Below are 17,009 nucleotides of genomic sequence, written 5' to 3' on the forward strand. Positions count from 1 at the left end.
GTTTTCAGTCGCCCCCGAGCGACTTCCAGGCCAACCAGCATGTGCCGGCAGCCGTACATTCCGCAGTACCCCCATACGGCGGCGGAATTTTCAGTCCCTAAGACTATCCCACGCGCCCCACGGCCAGCCAAGGAAACCCGGGAGCGGGCTATCCATTGGCTGTGACAGCGTACTGTCTTTGTGCCGTGGGACGCGATGGGGACAACTTCCCTGCGCCGGGCAGCTTGTGGCCTCAACATTGCGGGATCTGGTGGGGTCCGGGATCGCCCAGTGTGGTGTTGCCCTGGGCGATGAAGCGGCCTGCGTTCGGGCCGCTCGTGAGGTGGTACCACGCCGCGTAGTTCAGGTACGGCGTGCTGCGGTTGACGTAGCAGTTCACCGTGAACGAACCGTTGGTCTCGTACTGCCACGGCGGTCCGGAGACCTTGCCGTCGCAGCGGTGTCCTGGGGTATTCGGATCCCAGGAGGTCTGTCCTGACGCGGCAGTATCTGTACACGTGCGGTAGCTGCCAGGAGGCAGCGTGGCGTCCCAGGAGGTTTTCTGCGGACCGCTCTGGGCACTTGCCGACGCCACGCCTCCGCCCTGGCCCACCGAGTTGAAGGTCTGCACTTCAATGGTGCGGGTCTGGTTGTAGCCGCCGGTGTTCACCACCCGGCTGCCGGAGGCGGACTCGTTGATCCAACCGGTGTCCGTTCCGCCGCCTGTGATCCTGATCTTGGTCACGGCGACGTCGTTGCTCGCGGTGGAGGGAGAGGACCAGTTCAGGGTCAGCGTGGTTTGGTTCTGGCCACCGTTGGCACCAGAGGCCGACGGCGTACCCGGCGAACCATACGGTGTGGTGGTAGCAGGAGCGCTGGCGTCAGAGCTGGGCGCCACCGAAGAGACTGCCGTCACGGTGATGGAAGTAGCCTGCCCATTGGCGAACCCGCCCACTGTCTGCCCGGGCGTAATGGGCCCCGATTGGCCAGTGCTCGCGTTGTAGCGGTAACTCACTTCGCTCTGTGTGGAACCGTTTCGCTGGGCTGGAGTCAGCGCAGAGAAATTGATCGTCACTTGTTTGCCGGCTCCACCGGTGTTTGCCGGAGTTGCCGAGACATTGCCCACCGTTCCGAGCTTGCCTGTTGCACGACGCGGAGCAGAGGGCGCACTGACGCCGCCCTTCCCAGCCTTGTTTTCAGCCTGCACCGTGAAGGTGTACGCAGCTTCAGAGTTGTTTGCAGTGAAGGTTGCCGACCGTACGCTGCCGGCAACGGTCTGCGTTTGGGTGACACCATTACCACCGTTCATGGTGACGTAGTACGCCTTGATCGGATCACCGTTGGTGTCCGGCTCTGCCCAATCGGCCCGCAGCTGGTTTTGCGTTCCCACGGACTGAACCACGGCCGTCGTTGGCGCCGCGGGAGCTCCAGGAAGACCGGCAGGGTTGTCCTCAATGGAGTACACGCCCCAGTCGGAGGGTCCGAGCTCATTGACGGCCTGGGCACGGACCTTGTACTTCACACCATTAGTAAGTCCCGGCCAGGTGTACGTCAGTCCCGTGACCTCGTTCTTCACGGCAATACCGTTGGCCGGGGGCGGCGAGATCTCCAGGTTGTAATGCTTCACGGGTGATCCCTCCGTCTTGGCAGGGGCCCAGGTGATGGCCATATTCTTGTCCCCGGCCTTGACGGTGGGAGCATCCGGTGGCGAGGGTTTCTCATCCGGCCGGATCTCGTTGGAAGCCGTGGATGGCGCCGAGTCGCCTACCTCGTTCGTGGCGAAAACGGTGAAGACGTACTTCACGTTGTTGGTCAGTCCCGAGAGCGTGCAGGTGGTGGTGGGACACACCTGCTCAAAGCCCGCCGCCTTCACCGTGTATTTGGTGATGGATGCGCCGTTGTCCGACGGCGGCGCCCACTTCAGCACGGCGGTCCGGCTTCGGACGTCCGTGGCAACGGGCGCTGACGGAGCGTCCGGTTTGTCCCGCACGGTGATGCGGACGCGGCCAGTGGCCTGCCTGGACGGGTCCTTGGTCTTGTCCAGGACGGTGTAACGGACCACCATCACGCCCTTGAAACCCTCAGCCGGGGTAACGGTGATCGAGTCCCCGGAAACCGACGGCTGGCCAGCGGCAGATCCCGTCTCCACCGCAGCACTTTCAATAGTCAGCGCGGCATCATTGAACGGGTTGAAGTCGTTGGAGAGGACGTTGATGGTTTCCGATCGTCCGGCGTTGGCCTTGTCCACGGCGTCGTCGTTGGCTACGGGACGAGGCCTGTTCGATGACACTACGGAGGCCGTTATGGTGGCGCGCACGGCGTCGGTGCGGCCGTCGGTGACCTTGAGCGGGAAGGAACCCACCGCGCCCGGTGTGAGCGACAGATCCGGGGTGATCTTCAGGACAGTGCCTTCCACCTTTGCCTGGAAACCAGCCGCCTGCTGGCCATCGAGTTCGAACTTCAGGTTGCCTTGGTCGCGCTCGTCAACGTCCTTGGCCAGATTGGCCAGTTCAACGTCCGTGGTTTCTCCCTTGGGCGCCTCAACCGAGGCGCCACTGAAGGTGGGAGGGTGGTTGGCGTTGGGGTCCGGAATGACTTTGGTGAGGATGGTCAATGTGGATTTCAGACCCTGCGGGTCGTCCGGGCCGGAGCCGTCGGTGACCTCGAACGTGATGGATCCGGGGCCAACGTAGTCGGCTTGTGCCGCGTAGCGCAGTGCATTTCCGTCGCCGGAGATCACATTGGTGGGATCGCCGCCCTGGACACGGATCTTCTCTGCCACCGTGATGCGGGGCTGGCGGCCTTCGCGGACGCGGACGTAATCCTGCAACGCCAACGTGATGTCCTTGCCTGACATCACCTCGACAGGATCCGTCTTGGCCAATGTGGGGTACTGGAGGCCCTGGCCCGGTATCCACATCACGGCGGTAGCCGACTGTCCATCCATATCCGTGACGGTGTAAGGGATCAGCTGGTCCTGCGGCACAAGCGTGACCACGACATTTCCCGAGGAGCCCACCCGTGCGTTCGGGTTCCCATCCGGCAGCGTAATAGTGAGGTCTTCAGCGACGCCGTCGGGGTCGGAATCGTTCTTGAGGACCGGGACGTCGACGGCGGTCTTGCCCAATGTCTCTGCCAGCGTGATGCGGTCGTCCACTGCGATCGGAACATGCAGGGCCGCCGTCGGGCTCGTCTGGACCCGGACCACAGCACTGGCCTCGGCCTTCTTGTCGTCCTGGATCCGGTAGCTGATGCTCTCGATCCCGGCGGCGCCGGGTGCAGTCAACAGGACCTTGCCCGACGCTGCCTCAACCTGGAGACCAGGGTTGGCTTCAAAGGAATTGACCAGGCCAATGGGATCGCCATCGGGGTCGGAGTCGTTCTTCAGGGCATCAACTGCGATGCGGCGGCCCGGCCGGACATCGATGGCGTCATCGATCGCGATCGGTTTTTGGTTGTTGGCTTCAGCAGGAGCAATACCAACAATCACCGTGCCTGTGTTCTCCGCACCAATGCGGTCCCGCACCCGATAGCTGAACGTGTCCGTTCCTGCAGACTTGCCGCCGGCGGTGAACTCCATGTAGCCGTCCCGGATCACTGCGGTGCCCATGGCAGGTGCCTTGTCCACGCCGATGAGCTGGACCGAGTCGCCGTCGGCGTCAATACCGTCCAGTGGTACCGGGATCTTGACCGTCATGCCGGCCACTACCCGCGCCGTCAGGTTCCGTGGCTCGGGGCGGGTATTGGTGGCATCGTCCCTGGCCCGGATGCGGATGGTCACCTGCTGGGAATCGGTCTGTCCCGAGGAGTTGCTGACTTTGTAGATCGCGTAGACAGTTTTCGGCACGTCGCCTGCAATGAAGCGAAGGTAATTACCCGCAATGAACATCCGCCCGTCGGCGGCATCCGGCTGCTGCGCCAGGACGGGGTCCAGTTTCAGCTCTCCGCCATTGGGATCGGAATCGTTCTCCAGGACGGGGATCGTCACCACGTCCCCAACCCGAACCGACACCTCATCAGGCTTGGCCTGCGGTGCCTGGAGCTTGCTGGGAGCCGGGACCACCTGGACCGAAATATCCCCAGTGGCGGAAGCTTTCCCATTGGAAATCGTGTACTTCAAGGACAACTGCCCGGTGGCGTGGATATCGGTGATCTTGACCACCGAATGGTCCAGCACCGCCACCGTGACCGGAAGTCCATCGGCCGCCGTGACGGACTGGACAACCAGCACCCCACCGGCCGGGTCCGAGTCGTTGCCCAGCACGTCCACCACCGCGCTGCCGCCGCTGGGCAACAGCGCAATGTCGCGGACCGCCACAGGCGCGCCGTCATTACTGCCGGATACGACGTCGACGCGCACCAGCTGCTGCGCGCTCGCCGGCCCGTTGGTGACCATGTAGGTGACGTAATGGGGGCCGACGCTCGTTGAGTTGAAAGTGAACGTCTGCTGGTCCGGGCCTATGACCGCGGTTGCCTGGTCATTGGGTTGGGCTTGCGCCAGGCGGAGCGTGCCGCCCTGGGGGTCCGAGTCGTTCTTGAGCGGAGCTATGACAGTGTCCTGCCCCGCCACAGCCACCACGTGGTCCGCGTTCGCGATGGGCGGCAACGCTCCCGGGGCGCGGACATCCACGCTGATCCGTCCCTCGGTAGTCAGCGTGCCGTCCGAAACCGTGATGGAAAGGGTCTTCTTCCCCGGCCCCGCGCCGGAGTCCTGGAACGTCAAGAGCCCGTCCGGCCTGATCCTGACCTGGTCCGCGGGATCACTGCTGCTGGCTGCCACGGCGAAGAGGTCGTCGCCGTCGGGATCTATCCAGTCGCTAAGGATGTACTGATTGGCGATCTTGCCGGACTGGACCACCAGGGCATTGTTCCTGTTGGGCTTCTGCTGCGGCGCGGCGTTCTCCCCTGACGGGACGATCCTCAGGTCCACGGTGGTCGCAGCTGTTCCACCACGGCCGTCGTCCACCGAGTACTTGAACGTCTCCGTCCCGGATTGTTCGGCCGGAACAGCAATCTGGAAACCTGTGCCACCGTACACAGGCGCCAACGCACCCGACTTCAGGGCCTGGTCGGCGGACACGGTGAGAACGTCGCCGTCGGAATCGGCGTCGTTGTCCAGCACCGGCAGCAGGGTCGTCTTGCCTGCCCGGACCCCAAAAGCGTCCGGCTTCGCCACCGGCGGGGTGTTCGGCTTGCTTCGGTCCGGGAGGACCGTTTGCTGGACTTCGTCCGCGGAGTCCTTGTCGGCGTCGTCCGATGTTTGCTGGGGCGGGATCACGTCATCCCAGTTATTGACCAGCTGCATGTTCTGGTTGACCATCCAGACGTTGCCGGAGTTGACGTCGTTCAGGACCACGAGATCGCGGTTGACCCGGAAAACGTACGACGGCGACGCACTCGCCTTGGGAACGTCGGCGCGCCGGTTGTCAGCTTCGTTGCTGCATTCGCGGATGTACTTGTTGGCACCGGACCAGGCCGCGTAGGTGCAGCTGCCCAGATGGACGGGTGCGGCAGGTACGCCCTGGCCGTCTGCCTGGATGGTCCGGGCCGTGCCGCCGTCCAGGGGTTGGAGCAGGAGGGCCTTAGTGGTGGCAATCGCCACGAAATCGGCTTCCGTGCCGCTTTGCTGGAGCTTGGCATCGCGGGCGTCGTCCAGGTGCACTGTGGCTCCGCCCGGGAGGATGATGTTGCCCGTGGCCTCGTTGAGGACAACTGCCTTGTCCCCTACCGCTGTGAGCTGAAGGTTCCCGGCACCCTTCAAGGCGTCGTCTTTGCGGACCTGCGAGTCCACCGACTGGCCGTTCGAATCCACCTTGGTGGCTGTCAGGCTGCCGGCTTCGGGGTCCACCGTGTGGATGGTGTCGTCGCTGCCCACAATGGACACCACGCCGGTGGACTGTTCCAGGACCGGCTGCGATTCGTCGCTGAACCCACCTACCGAGCCGGGGGTCAGCGCCCAGACCTTGCCCTTGGAGGGATCGGTGACGGCCAGGACCTTGTTGCCGAAGCTGACTTCTGCCGAGCCCGGGAGCTTTTGGTCCCCGCCCAGGCGCATGTTGGCGGCGCTGACGGGGTTGATGGTCCCGCCATCGGCGTCGTCGATGAAAACGTCGCTGGCCTGCTGGAGGATCTCGAAGTCCTTGCTGGCCGGAGTCACCGCGCCGTCCAAGGATTTGGATGGATAGTTGAGCCGTCCGGCGGCATTCTTGGATTTACTGACTACCCATACGCCGCCGTCGTTGAGGTCCACCTCGGTGGTCTTGAACCCCGGGTACAGGATGGCGCCTGTCGCCAGGACCGCAGCGGCTGCCGTGAAAGCGGTAGCCGTGAGGACTTTACGACGTCGAATCCTGGCACGACGATTCCCGGACCCATTGGTCAGAGCCATCCATTTTCCCCACTTTTAGGCAGCCCGCAGCCAACCCGGACCATCACGACACAAACAACCCCAGAGTACCGGGTTAATCCATCGATTAGCCAAGGGTGCGCAATATGGGCTTCCCCTGGCGCAACACTTCAGGCCGTGTTTAGTCCAGCACCAGGCCCTTGCCGCGGCCACGGGCCAGCATCACAGGGTGGATTTCACCGAAACCGCGGACGTTCTCCGATTTCTGGGGCACCAGGACAAAGCGGTCGTCCTGGCCAAGTGCCGCAGCGGTCATGGCGTCCACCAGGACCGTGCCGGGCTGGGCCAGTGTGGTGAGGCGTGCGGCCAGGTTCACGGTGGGCCCATAGATGTCGCCAAGCCGGGAGAGGATGCGTCCCCACACCATGGACACCCGGCATTGGGGCAGGATCTCGTCTTCTGTGAAAGCCTGGGCCAGGGCGAGGGATATTTCGGCTCCGGCTGCGGGCGTCTCGGCAATGTAGAGGACTTCGTCGCCCACGGTCTTGACCAGTCGCCCACCGCCAACGGAGATGATCTCGGCACACTTGTTCTCGAATCGCTGCACCAGCTGGGCAAGCGTCTTCTCGTTCATCCGCCGGGAGAGGCTCGTGTAGGAGACCAGGTCCGCAAAGCCCACGGCGCGCGCCAAGGGCAACGGGGAATCGTCTTCGTCGCCTTCGCGGCCTTCTTCGCTCGCCTGCAGGCCGGCCTCGGCCCGGACGGCGAGCCGCTGGACGCCGGCATTGAGCTGGCGGCGGTAGGAGTAGACCAGGATTTCCTCGAGCGAGTCCACAAGGGCGGGCAACCGACCCACCAATTGCTTGCGTGCCACGGCGTCGGGAATGCCCTGTTCGGAAACCATGTCTTCCACCAGGGCCTCGATCTGCCAGACCACCATGCGGTCCGTCATCTGGCCGATGGAACGGGTCACGGAGATCGCAGCCTCTTCGGTCAGGATGCCGGCGCGAACCAGGTCCAGGATGCTGGACAAGGCGGCCTGGTCCCGCTCAGTGAAGGCAACGTCCTCGTCATTGAAGTTGGGGAAACCGAGCGCGCGCCACACCTTGCGGGCCGACAGGATGGACACGCCCGCGCCGGCAGCAACCTCACGACGCCGGAGCTTGCGTTCACCGCCAAGGAGCTTGGACTCCAAGGCCTTGATGGCCAAGCGCTCCGCCGACATCACGCCGGTGGGCGGACCTGTGGGCACGGGAGCCTGCGCGGGTCCGGATTCGTTGTCCTCGTCCGATTCGCCGTCCTGGTCCACTGAAGGTTCGGATTCGGCGTCGAACTCCTGGTCCAGGTCCTCGCCGGACTGCTGATCCTCAACGCTCATCCCATCCACCTTCTCTCAATTCCCACGGCAATTCTTCATAATCCCCCAGCACTTCACCCTCAAAAACCTCACCTTGCGGGAGTTCGTCCATCGCGTCAAGAATGAAACCCCTGAATTTAGCGGCCTCAGGGACGTCGGCCAGCAAGGCCGTTTCAGGGTGCCCGGTATCCAAGGATATATTCCCTGAGTGCAAGCTCCGCTGGAGCAGGCTCTGGTGGACTCCCACGTTGCGGATGGACGCCAAGGACACCTGCCAGTCGTTACGCCTGAACATTCCGTATCTGGCAAGTATTCGCCTGCTGGTGAGGATGTACCTGATGGAGCGCCATTTCAGTACGCGCTTGACGCTGTAGGCCAACAAGAACCACGCGGCCAGCACCAGGCAGGCACCCATCAGCCACGGCGTCCACTCCACCGAAATGAAGGGCACCAACCGTTGGGCGTTGCCTTTGACCAGCCAGGCGCAGCCGTAGGCGGCCAGGGCGGGAACAGCGATGAAGGCCAGCACGGGAAAGAAGAGCGAGCGGGCCTGTTGACGCGTGATGGTGATGACCTGCTCCCCCGGAAGCAACTCTTTACGCATAACCGCTTTCTGTGGCGCGCAGGTGCACCACATCGCCCGCGGTGATGACGTGTTCACGGCCCCCGTGGTCCACCACCAGCAAGGAACCGTGTTCGTCCAGGCGGGATGCGTGGCCCACCAGCTCAAGGTCGCCGGGCAAGTGCGCGCGGACTTCACGGCCCAGGGTGACCATGGCGGACTCGACACGCTTGTGCAGCGACGCGCCCCCATCCAGGCCGGCTGACGGGTCTCCCTCGGAGTTGCAGAAGCTGCGGTAGAGCCGGGCGAACCGCGAAAGGTAGCTCTTCAGCAGCGCGGTGCGGTCCGTCGTCGTGGCCCCCTCCACGGCGAGCGAGGTCGCGGTGGGAACCGGGAGCTCCTCCTCGGCGAGGGACACGTTCAATCCAACACCCAGAATCACTGCCGGGACGGAACCGTCCCCGAGGGGCGTCATCTGGGCCAGGATGCCGGCGATCTTCCGGCCATTGACCAGGACATCGTTGGGCCATTTGATGTCTGCGGTCAGTCCAGCCGTTTCCTGCAAGGCTTCGCGCAGGGCCACGGCTGCAAGGAGTGACAGCCACGAGTAGCTCTGAGTCGGGACGGGCATCCCTTGTGATGTCACAGGGCGCAGCACTATGGAGACGGAGACCGAGGAGCGCTCGGGCGCTTCCCAGTGCCGGTCCAGGCGCCCACGCGCCGCTGTCTGGTGTTCGGCCGTCAGCACAGCGAGGTCGGCCCACTTCTTAGGCTCAACCGTCACTGCCCGGACCAGGTCCGCGTTGGTGGAACCCGTGGATTCGACAATCTGCAGCTGGGAAATGCCGGCCGCGGACAGGAAGTCCGGCTGCAGCAGCGCCTCGCGATCCAGGGCAGGGCGTTCCAACCTGCTCGACGGGACCTGTGGTTCGCTGCTGTCTGGCTGTTCGGCATCCATAGCTGAATCCTATCCAGTTGAGCCGCTTTGGCAGGCCGGCAGCACTGAAAAGAAGCCGTGAATACGCTTAGAGGAAGATGTCCGGCACCAGGCGGTCTTCGGGGGCTCCGAGGCTGTAGGGCGCAAAGTCGGAGACACCGGCCGCGCGCAGGACCTGCTCATCGGTAAAGAAGTTTCCTGTGGCACCCGAGCCGGTCAGCACGGCGTGGGCTGCGTCGGCCATGATCTCCGGGCCCCTCGCCGCCTGCACCATCTGCTGGCCGCCGGGCATGTTGCGGATGGCTGCCGTGTCAATCAGGGTGCACGGCCACAGTGAGTTGACGGACACGCCGTCGTCCTTCAATTCCTCGGCGAGCCCGAGCGTGGTCAGGCTCATCCCGTACTTGGCCATGGTGTAGGCCAGGTGCATTCCTGCCCACTTGGGATCGAGGTTCAACGGTGGGGAAAGCGTGAGGATGTGCCCGTTGCCGGATTCCCTGAGCGCCGGCAGCGCCAGTTTGGAAAGCAGGAAGGTGCCCCGGACGTTGATGTCCTGCATGAGGTCATAGCGCTTCATGTCGACGGCGTCGGTGCGGGACAGGTCAATGGCGGAGGCGTTATTGACCACGACGTCGATGCCCCCGAAACGCTCGACGGCGGCGGCGACTGCGGCGGCGACGTCGTCATCATTGCGGACGTCCCCCACCAGCGGCAGGGCCTGGCCACCTGCGGCGACCAGCTGCTCCGCGGCGGTGAAGACAGTGCCTTCGAGTTTCGGGTGGGGATCGCCCGTCTTGGCCATGAGGACGATGTTCGCGCCATCGCGGGCCGCCCGGGTGGCGATTGCCAACCCGATGCCGCGGCTTCCGCCTGACATCAGGATGGTCCGGTCCTTGAGCGAACCCGTGGCGACGTAGGGGCTGGCGCTCGGGGAAAGTGTGCTGGAAGCGTCGTTGCTTGAACTCATGGGGACACTCTAGCCCAACTATGTTACCGACGGGTAACATAGCAAGGGATTTGGTCACGGCACGGAAAATTGTAGGGTTTCTACAGCGGTTCGCGGCAAAGGCGTCACTAGAGTGGACTGCGAGGCCTGTTCTTTGTACGGAAGCTACTTAAGTAGCTACTGATCCGCACACAGGATTGCGCCAGCGAATATCAGCTACAGAGCCGGAGACACTTGATGAGCCACGATCTGACAACGACCGCGGGAAAGATTGCCGACTTCCGCGACCGCCAGGCACGGGCAGAGCAGCCGTCCGGCCCGGAAGCGATCGAGAAGCAGCACGCACGGGGCAAGAACACCGCCCGTGAGCGCATCGACCTCCTGGTTGATCCGGATTCCTTCGTTGAGTTCGACGCCCTTGCGGTCCACCGCTCCACCGCCTTCGGCATGGAGAAGAAAAAGCCCCTGGGCGACGGCGTTGTCTCCGGGTACGGAACCGTGGACGGCCGGCTGGTGGCCATCTACAGCCAGGACTTCAGCGTTTACGGTGGCTCGCTGAGCCAGGTCAACGGCGAGAAGATCGTCAAGGTCCAGGAATTCGCCCTCCGCAACGGCTGCCCGGTTGTCGGCATCAACGACGGCGGCGGCGCACGTATCCAGGAAGGCGTGGCATCCCTGGCCATGTTCGCGGACATCTTCCGCAACAACGTCCATGCCTCCGGCGTGGTACCCCAGATCTCCCTCATCATGGGCCCTTGTGCCGGTGGCGCAGCCTACTCCCCCGCCCTGACCGACTACGTGGTGATGGTGGACAAGACCTCCCACATGTTCATCACCGGACCGGACGTCATCAAGACCGTTACGGGCGAAGACGTGGACATGGAAACCCTGGGCGGCGCCCGCCAGCACAACGCCACCACGGGAACGTCCACTTACCTGGCGTCCGACGAAGCCGATGCGATCGAGTTCGTCCGTGAACTGTTGGACTTCCTTCCTTCCAACAACCTCTCCGAGGCCCCGGTGGTAGAGCACGACCAGGAACTGGAACTCAACGACGACGACCACGCGTTGGACTCGCTGATTCCGGATTCCGCCAACCAGCCCTACGACATGCGCAAAGTCATTGAGCAGATCGTGGATGACGCCCACTTCCTGGAAATGCAGTCCTTGTACGCCCCCAACGTCATCATCGGCTACGGCCGCGTTGAAGGGCACACCGTGGGCATCGTCGCCAACCAGCCCATGCAGTTCGCCGGAACCTTGGACATTTCCGCTTCCGAGAAGGCTGCCCGCTTTGTCCGCCACTGTGACGCCTTCAACATCCCCATCATCACACTGGTGGACGTCCCGGGCTTCCTGCCGGGCAAGGACCAGGAATTCCAAGGCATCATCCGCCGCGGCGCGAAGCTCCTCTACGCCTACGCAGAGGCCACGGTCCCCAAGCTCACCGTGATCACCCGCAAGGCATACGGTGGCGCCTACATCGTGATGGGTTCCAAGAAGCTCGGAGCGGACCTCAACCTCGCCTGGCCCACCGCCCAGATCGGCGTCATGGGCGCCCAGGGTGCCGTGAACATCCTCTACCGCCGCGATCTCGCCGCCGTAGCCGAGGCCGGAGGGGATGTCGAGGCCAGGCGCGCCGAGATCATCCAGGGCTACGAGGAAGAACTCCTTAATCCCTACCAGGCTGCACAGCTGGGCTACGTTGACGCAGTGATCGCCCCTTCGGACACCCGCACCCAGATCATTCGCGGCCTCCGGGCACTGCGGGACAAGCGTGCGAGCCTGCCCACCAAGAAGCACGGAAACATCCCGCTGTGACCGCGCCCAAGCATCGCGCCGACGCCGCGCCGGACGAAACATCCGCCGCTCCCCTGTTTTCGGTGGTCAAGGGCGAGCCGACCGCCGAGGAACTTGCGGCGATTGCCGCCGTCGTGGTTTCGCTTGGCGCACCCGGGGAAACGGCCCCTTCCAAGCCAAATGTCCGGCACTGGGTGCGACGCCAACAGCTTCGACTGGATCCCACACCGGGTCCGGGCGCCTGGAGGCGCAGCCGGGGCTAGTTTTCCCGCGCGTAGAAGAGTTAAACAACCCTTTCACGTAAGCGGCGTCGCGGATAGGCTCTGTGGGTGACTACTCCAAACACCCCCGTACGCCCGAAGTCCGCCATCGATGCCGTCGCTGACGCGTATACAGAAAAGCTGATCGAACTCAATCCCAGCTTCGCCACCACGCTGGGACTGCCTGGACACGAGACCGAGTACCAGGACTACTCGCCGGCCGGGGCCGGGGCTCATGCGCAGGCTACCCGCGAAGCCCTTGAAGCACTGGCCGCCCTGGAACCGGCGGATGAGTCCGACGTCGTAACCCTGGACGCCATGCGTGAACGGCTGGGGCTGGACCTGGAGATCCACGGGTCCGGATGGGATGCTGCGGACCTGAACAACATTGCCTCGCCCGCCCAGGACATCCGTGCCATTTTCGACCTCATGCCCACGGACACCCTGGAGCACTGGGAGCACATCGCCGGCCGGGCCGCCAACGTTCCCGGGGCCATTGAGGGTTACATCGCATCGCTCCGCACTGCGGCCGCCAACGGCAAAGTCGCCGCCGCGCGCCAGGTACGGATCGTCATGGAGCAAACAGGCCGCTACGCCGCGGAGGACGGCTTCTTCGCCAAGCTGGCCGCCGGGGCGGCTATCGATGGCTCGCCGCTCCCTGAAGAACTCCAGGCCAAGCTCGACGACGGCGTTGCGGCCGCGCGGTTAGCCTACGGTTCGCTGGGAGCCTTCCTCCGGGACGAGCTCCTCCCCGCAGCTCCGGAAAAGGACGCGGTCGGACGCGAACGGTACGCGCTGGCTTCCCGCTCATTCCTGGGCGCCCAAGTGGACCTGGAAGAGACCTATGCCTGGGGCGTCCAGGAACTCGAGCGCCTCATCGGAGAGCAGGAGAAGGTCGCCGGGCAGATCAAGCCGGGTGCCTCGATCGAGGAAGCCAAGAGCATCCTGAACAACGATCCCGCCCGCCAGATCAAGGGCACCGATGCCCTGAAAGCGTGGATGCAGGAGCTCTCCGACCGGGCGGTGTCCGAACTCGCCGACGTCCACTTCGACATTCCCGACGTCATGAAGACGCTCGAATGCATGATCGCGCCCACTGACGAGGGTGGCATCTACTACACCGGCCCCTCCGACGATTTCTCGCGGCCCGGCCGCATGTGGTGGTCCGTCCCTGCCGGCGAAGACACCTTCACCACGTGGTCCGAGACCACCACGGTGTTCCACGAAGGCGTTCCGGGACACCACCTGCAGGTGGCAACGGCTACATACCGGCGCGAACTGCTCAACAACTGGCGCCGCAATGTCTGCTGGGTCTCAGGCCATGGCGAAGGCTGGGCGCTGTACGCCGAGCAGCTCATGCTCGAACTTGGCTACCTCAAGGACCCGGGCGACCACATGGGCATGCTGGACGGCCAACGCATGCGCGCTGCCCGCGTGGTGTTCGACATCGGCGTCCACTTGGAACTGCCCGTCCCGGAACGCTGGGGATCCGGGACCTGGACTCCGGACAAGGGCTTCGACTTCCTCAAAGCCAACCTTGACATCAGCGAGGGCCAGCTTCAGTTCGAATTCGCCCGATACCTCGGCTGGCCGGGGCAGGCGCCCTCCTACAAAGTGGGGCAGCGCCTTTGGGAGCAGATCCGGGCTGAACTGGAAACCCGCGAGGGCTTCGACCTCAAGTCATTCCACAGCAAAGCCCTTAACATCGGCTCGGTCGGCCTGGACGTGCTGCGAAGGGCACTCCTGGGTTGAGCTTTGTAGGCCGAAGGCCGGACATCCTCTGCGTGCTGCTCCTTCGTCGCTTTGACGCACGCTGCCGGATGCCCGGCCTTCGGCCAGTCTGACCCGAGAGTAACGTCACAAACGCACAGGGAATAACTTTTGCGCACGTAACATTTCTCAACGTCCGTTCGCTATGTTATTCAGTGTGCACCTACCGTGTTCCGGTGAGCACCTCAACCCAAACTTCCCCTTCAGCTGGAAAGACCGGCTTCCGGCTCCCCAAGTGGGCCGGTTCCTTCGGCGTCCAGATCATCGCCGCCCTGATCATCGGGCTCGTTCTCGGCCTGATCGCCAAGTACACGGGCAGCACCAAGACTGCACCCAACGGTCTTGGCGCGACCCTCCAGACGATCGGGTCCAGCTACGTCTCGTTGCTGCAGACCGCCGTCGTTCCTTTGATTTTCACCGCAGTGGTGAGCTCCATCGCCAACCTGCGCCAGGTTTCCAACGCCGCGCGCCTCGCGTGGAACACCCTGCTGTGGTTCGCGATCACCTCGCTGGTTTCGGTGCTGATCGGCATTGGCCTGGGTGTGCTCCTTCAGCCCGGTGCCGCTACGGGCATCACCCAGAAAGCGGAGTACGCCGGCAAGACCGGTGACTGGTGGGCCTTCCTGGTCGGCCTGTTCCCCAAGAACTTCCTCGGCCTGGGTGCCAGCTCGACTGTCACCGAAAGTGCCAACGCCGCCACCACGGTGAGTACCTCAGTGAGCTTCAACGTGCTCCAGATCCTGGTAGTGGCCATCGCAGTCGGCATCGCCGCGCTGAAGGTCGGCAAGCAGGCCGAGGCCTTCCTGACCTTCAACGCTTCGGCCCTTGCGGTCATCCAGAAGGTCCTCTGGTGGATCATCCGCATCGCTCCGCTGGGCACCATCGGCCTGATCGGCAACGCCGTTGCCATCTACGGTTGGGACACCATCGGATCCCTGGGCAAGTTCACCGCCGCCATCTACATCGGCCTGGCCCTGGTGCTGTTCGTCCTGTACCCGATCCTGGTCAGGGCACACGGCCTCTCCATCAAGCAGTACTTCTCCGGTGTTTGGCCGGCCGTGCAGCTCGCCTTTGTTTCCCGCTCCTCGATCGGCACGCTGCCGCTCACGCAGCGCGTTACCGAGCGCAACCTGGGCGTTCCCTCCGGCTACGCCTCCTTCGCAGTGCCGCTGGGCGCCACCACCAAGATGGACGGTTGCGCGGCCATCTACCCGGCCGTGGCTGCGATCTTCGTGGCACAGTTCTTCGGCATCAACCTGGACTTTACCCAGTACCTGCTGATCGTGCTGGTCTCCGTCCTGGGTTCCGCTGCCACGGCAGGCACCACGGGCGCCGTCGTCATGTTGACGCTGACCCTGTCCACGCTGGGACTGCCGCTGGCCGGCGTCGGCCTCCTGTTGGCCATCGACCCCATCCTGGACATGGGCCGGACCGCAGTCAACGTTGCTGGCCAGGCCCTGGTTCCCGCGATTGTTGCCAAGCGCCAGGGCATCCTGGACGAATCGCTGTACAACGCGCCGCGCAACGGTGCCGCGTTCGCCGACGAATACGCAGCAGACAAGGCAGCTGAAGAAGCCGACGAGCGCGCATTGGCCATCGCCAAGGCCTGACAAAGCTCCGAACTGCATCGGCACACATCCCCTGGGGAGTTCTCCCCGGGGGATTTGCCGGTTAAAGGGCGGAAAGCTGGATAGGCTCTGACCATGTTGATCGTCACCTCCAATGAAATCCCGGGCCACCGCATCGATGCCGTCTTTGGCGAAGTCATGGGCCTGACTGTCCGTTCTCGGGATATCGGCTCGCAGATGCTCGCCGGTTTCCGCTCCCTGGGCGGCGGCGAGCTGCCCGAAATGACCAAAGCGCTCTACGAAAGCCGCCAGGAAGTCATGGCGCGCATGGTCAACGAAGCCCAACAGCGCGGTGCCAACGCCATCGTTGCCATGCGTTTCGATACCTCGGAAATGGGCACGAACTGGACCGAGGTCTGTGCCTACGGTACGGCCGTGTACGTCCTCCCGCTGGGTGAGGGCGAACCCGGAGCCACGGGACAGTCCGTCTACCTGACCAAGACTGCCGCCCAGCAAACCGCGCAACCGCAGCAACCCGCCCCTCCCGCTCCGCCGGTCAACCCCGGGCCGCCAGCTCCGCCGGCTCCGCCGCAGCAGTTCTGAGTCCTTCCTTACAGCATCGTCCCGTTCCCGCCCGCGCTCCTCACCACTTATCGTCACTGCGTAAAGGTGAAGAGAGCGGGCGTGAGCGGGATTTTCTTTTAAGCCGCACAAGAACAAATTGCGCAGAGTGCAAACTTGCACTTAGTGTAAGTATGTGACGAACACCAGCAGCCAGGAAACCGCCCTGGAGCCCACACCTCCGGACGGGTCCAGCACCCCCTCAAGACGCGAACTCAACAAGGCCGCGACCCGCAGCTCCATCGCCTCCGCAGCCCTGGGCCTGCTGCGCACCAGCGGCGCCGGCAATTTCACCGTGGAGGACATTGCCGCCAGCGCAGGGGTCTCCCGGCGTACCTTCTTCAACTACTTCCCCAGCCTCGAAGCCGCCCTCGCATCAGTAGCCGACGGCTTCATGGATCACGCACTGGAGCAGTTCCGGCTGCGTCCCGCCGACGAATCCATCCTCGAATCCGCCCAGGCCGCCCTCATGGCACTGGCCGATCCGATGTCGGTAGCGCCCATGGCCGAACTCTTCAGCCTGACCCAGGATAACCGCTCCCTGGCCCGCTCGGAGCTTGAAGCCTGGGAACACTGCACCGGACAGATCATTGACGCGGCCCGCAGCAGGCTGGGCGAAGGCATCAGCGAGCTCTACCTCCACGCCCTGGCCGGCTCGGTCATTTCCTGCGGCAAAGCCGCCATGACTGTCTGGTTCGCCGAATACGGGCCGGACCTTTCGGCCGGATCCCTGGCCGCCCTCCGCCAGCACCTCATCGACGCGATGGGACTCCTGGGCGCCGGCTTCGCGCCGCCGTCGGACTCCTCCGCAACCGCAGCATCTGCCTCCCCTTCCGTTCCAAACACCACAGATCGGTTCTGAC

General features: G+C 64.0%; 11 protein-coding genes. 6 read left to right on the plus strand and 5 right to left on the minus strand.

What is annotated here, in order from left to right; genetic code table 11:
* Nucleotides 1-232 precede the first annotated feature (232 nt).
* The 5 genes from AB0N72_RS05050 to AB0N72_RS05070 form a co-directional block, all read right to left on the minus strand.
* Entirely contained in the window at nt 233-6,367 is a 6,135-nt protein-coding gene (locus AB0N72_RS05050) for an Ig-like domain-containing protein (RefSeq protein WP_363929872.1), read from the minus strand.
* Between the two features lie 139 nt (nt 6,368-6,506).
* Complete coding sequence (locus AB0N72_RS05055) at nt 6,507-7,703, minus strand: adenylate/guanylate cyclase domain-containing protein (RefSeq protein ID WP_363929873.1); 1,197 nt, start codon at nt 7,701-7,703, stop codon at nt 6,507-6,509.
* The gene (locus AB0N72_RS05060; RefSeq protein WP_363929874.1) at nt 7,693-8,286 is read right to left on the minus strand and encodes a PH domain-containing protein; all 594 of its coding nucleotides are present in this window, start codon (nt 8,284-8,286) and stop codon (nt 7,693-7,695) included. Before AB0N72_RS05060 ends, AB0N72_RS05055 begins: the two co-directional genes overlap by 11 nt.
* Nucleotides 8,279-9,202, minus strand: coding sequence for a biotin--[acetyl-CoA-carboxylase] ligase (locus tag AB0N72_RS05065; RefSeq protein WP_363929875.1), 924 nt, complete (start codon nt 9,200-9,202; stop codon nt 8,279-8,281). Before AB0N72_RS05065 ends, AB0N72_RS05060 begins: the two co-directional genes overlap by 8 nt.
* 67 nt (nt 9,203-9,269) lie before the next feature.
* Complete coding sequence (locus tag AB0N72_RS05070) at nt 9,270-10,148, minus strand: NAD(P)-dependent oxidoreductase (RefSeq protein ID WP_363929876.1); 879 nt, start codon at nt 10,146-10,148, stop codon at nt 9,270-9,272.
* A 216-nt stretch (nt 10,149-10,364) separates the two neighbouring features.
* Between AB0N72_RS05070 and AB0N72_RS05075 the strand changes: the two genes are divergently transcribed.
* From AB0N72_RS05075 to AB0N72_RS05100, 6 genes are all read left to right on the plus strand, one after another.
* Entirely contained in the window at nt 10,365-11,948 is a 1,584-nt protein-coding gene (locus AB0N72_RS05075; protein ID WP_363929877.1) for an acyl-CoA carboxylase subunit beta, read from the plus strand.
* Entirely contained in the window at nt 11,945-12,190 is a 246-nt protein-coding gene (locus AB0N72_RS05080; protein ID WP_363929878.1) for an acyl-CoA carboxylase subunit epsilon, read from the plus strand. Before AB0N72_RS05075 ends, AB0N72_RS05080 begins: the two co-directional genes overlap by 4 nt.
* 66 nt (nt 12,191-12,256) lie before the next feature.
* Nucleotides 12,257-13,939: a DUF885 domain-containing protein gene (locus AB0N72_RS05085; protein ID WP_363929879.1), complete on the plus strand. Its 1,683-nt coding sequence runs from the start codon at nt 12,257-12,259 to the stop codon at nt 13,937-13,939.
* A 194-nt stretch (nt 13,940-14,133) separates the two neighbouring features.
* Nucleotides 14,134-15,567, plus strand: coding sequence for a dicarboxylate/amino acid:cation symporter (locus AB0N72_RS05090; protein ID WP_363929880.1), 1,434 nt, complete (start codon nt 14,134-14,136; stop codon nt 15,565-15,567).
* Between the two features lie 93 nt (nt 15,568-15,660).
* Nucleotides 15,661-16,128 carry a YbjQ family protein gene (locus AB0N72_RS05095; protein WP_363929881.1) on the plus strand — a complete coding sequence of 156 codons (468 nt, stop codon included), beginning with the start codon at nt 15,661-15,663 and terminating at the stop codon, nt 16,126-16,128.
* Between the two features lie 184 nt (nt 16,129-16,312).
* Nucleotides 16,313-17,008, plus strand: a complete 696-nt coding sequence (locus AB0N72_RS05100) for a TetR family transcriptional regulator (RefSeq protein ID WP_363930329.1) — start codon at nt 16,313-16,315, stop codon at nt 17,006-17,008.
* Nucleotide 17,009: the final 1 nt, after the last annotated feature.

It is taken from the genome of Paenarthrobacter sp. NPDC089307, from assembly GCF_040685055.1.
Taxonomy (GTDB): Bacteria; Actinomycetota; Actinomycetes; order Actinomycetales; family Micrococcaceae; genus Arthrobacter.

What these genes read in the sequence shown, in the direction of transcription:
- AB0N72_RS05050 (WP_363929872.1), bottom strand. Translation starts at nt 6,367, where the DNA reads ATGGCTCTGACCAATGGGTCCGGGAATCGTCGTGCCAGGATTCGACGT.
- AB0N72_RS05055 (WP_363929873.1), bottom strand. Translation starts at nt 7,703, where the DNA reads ATGAGCGTTGAGGATCAGCAGTCCGGCGAGGACCTGGACCAGGAGTTC.
- AB0N72_RS05070 (WP_363929876.1), bottom strand. Translation starts at nt 10,148, where the DNA reads ATGAGTTCAAGCAACGACGCTTCCAGCACACTTTCCCCGAGCGCCAGC.
- AB0N72_RS05065 (WP_363929875.1), bottom strand. Translation starts at nt 9,202, where the DNA reads ATGGATGCCGAACAGCCAGACAGCAGCGAACCACAGGTCCCGTCGAGC.
- AB0N72_RS05075 (WP_363929877.1), top strand. Translation starts at nt 10,365, where the DNA reads ATGAGCCACGATCTGACAACGACCGCGGGAAAGATTGCCGACTTCCGC.
- AB0N72_RS05095 (WP_363929881.1), top strand. Translation starts at nt 15,661, where the DNA reads ATGTTGATCGTCACCTCCAATGAAATCCCGGGCCACCGCATCGATGCC.
- AB0N72_RS05060 (WP_363929874.1), bottom strand. Translation starts at nt 8,286, where the DNA reads ATGCGTAAAGAGTTGCTTCCGGGGGAGCAGGTCATCACCATCACGCGT.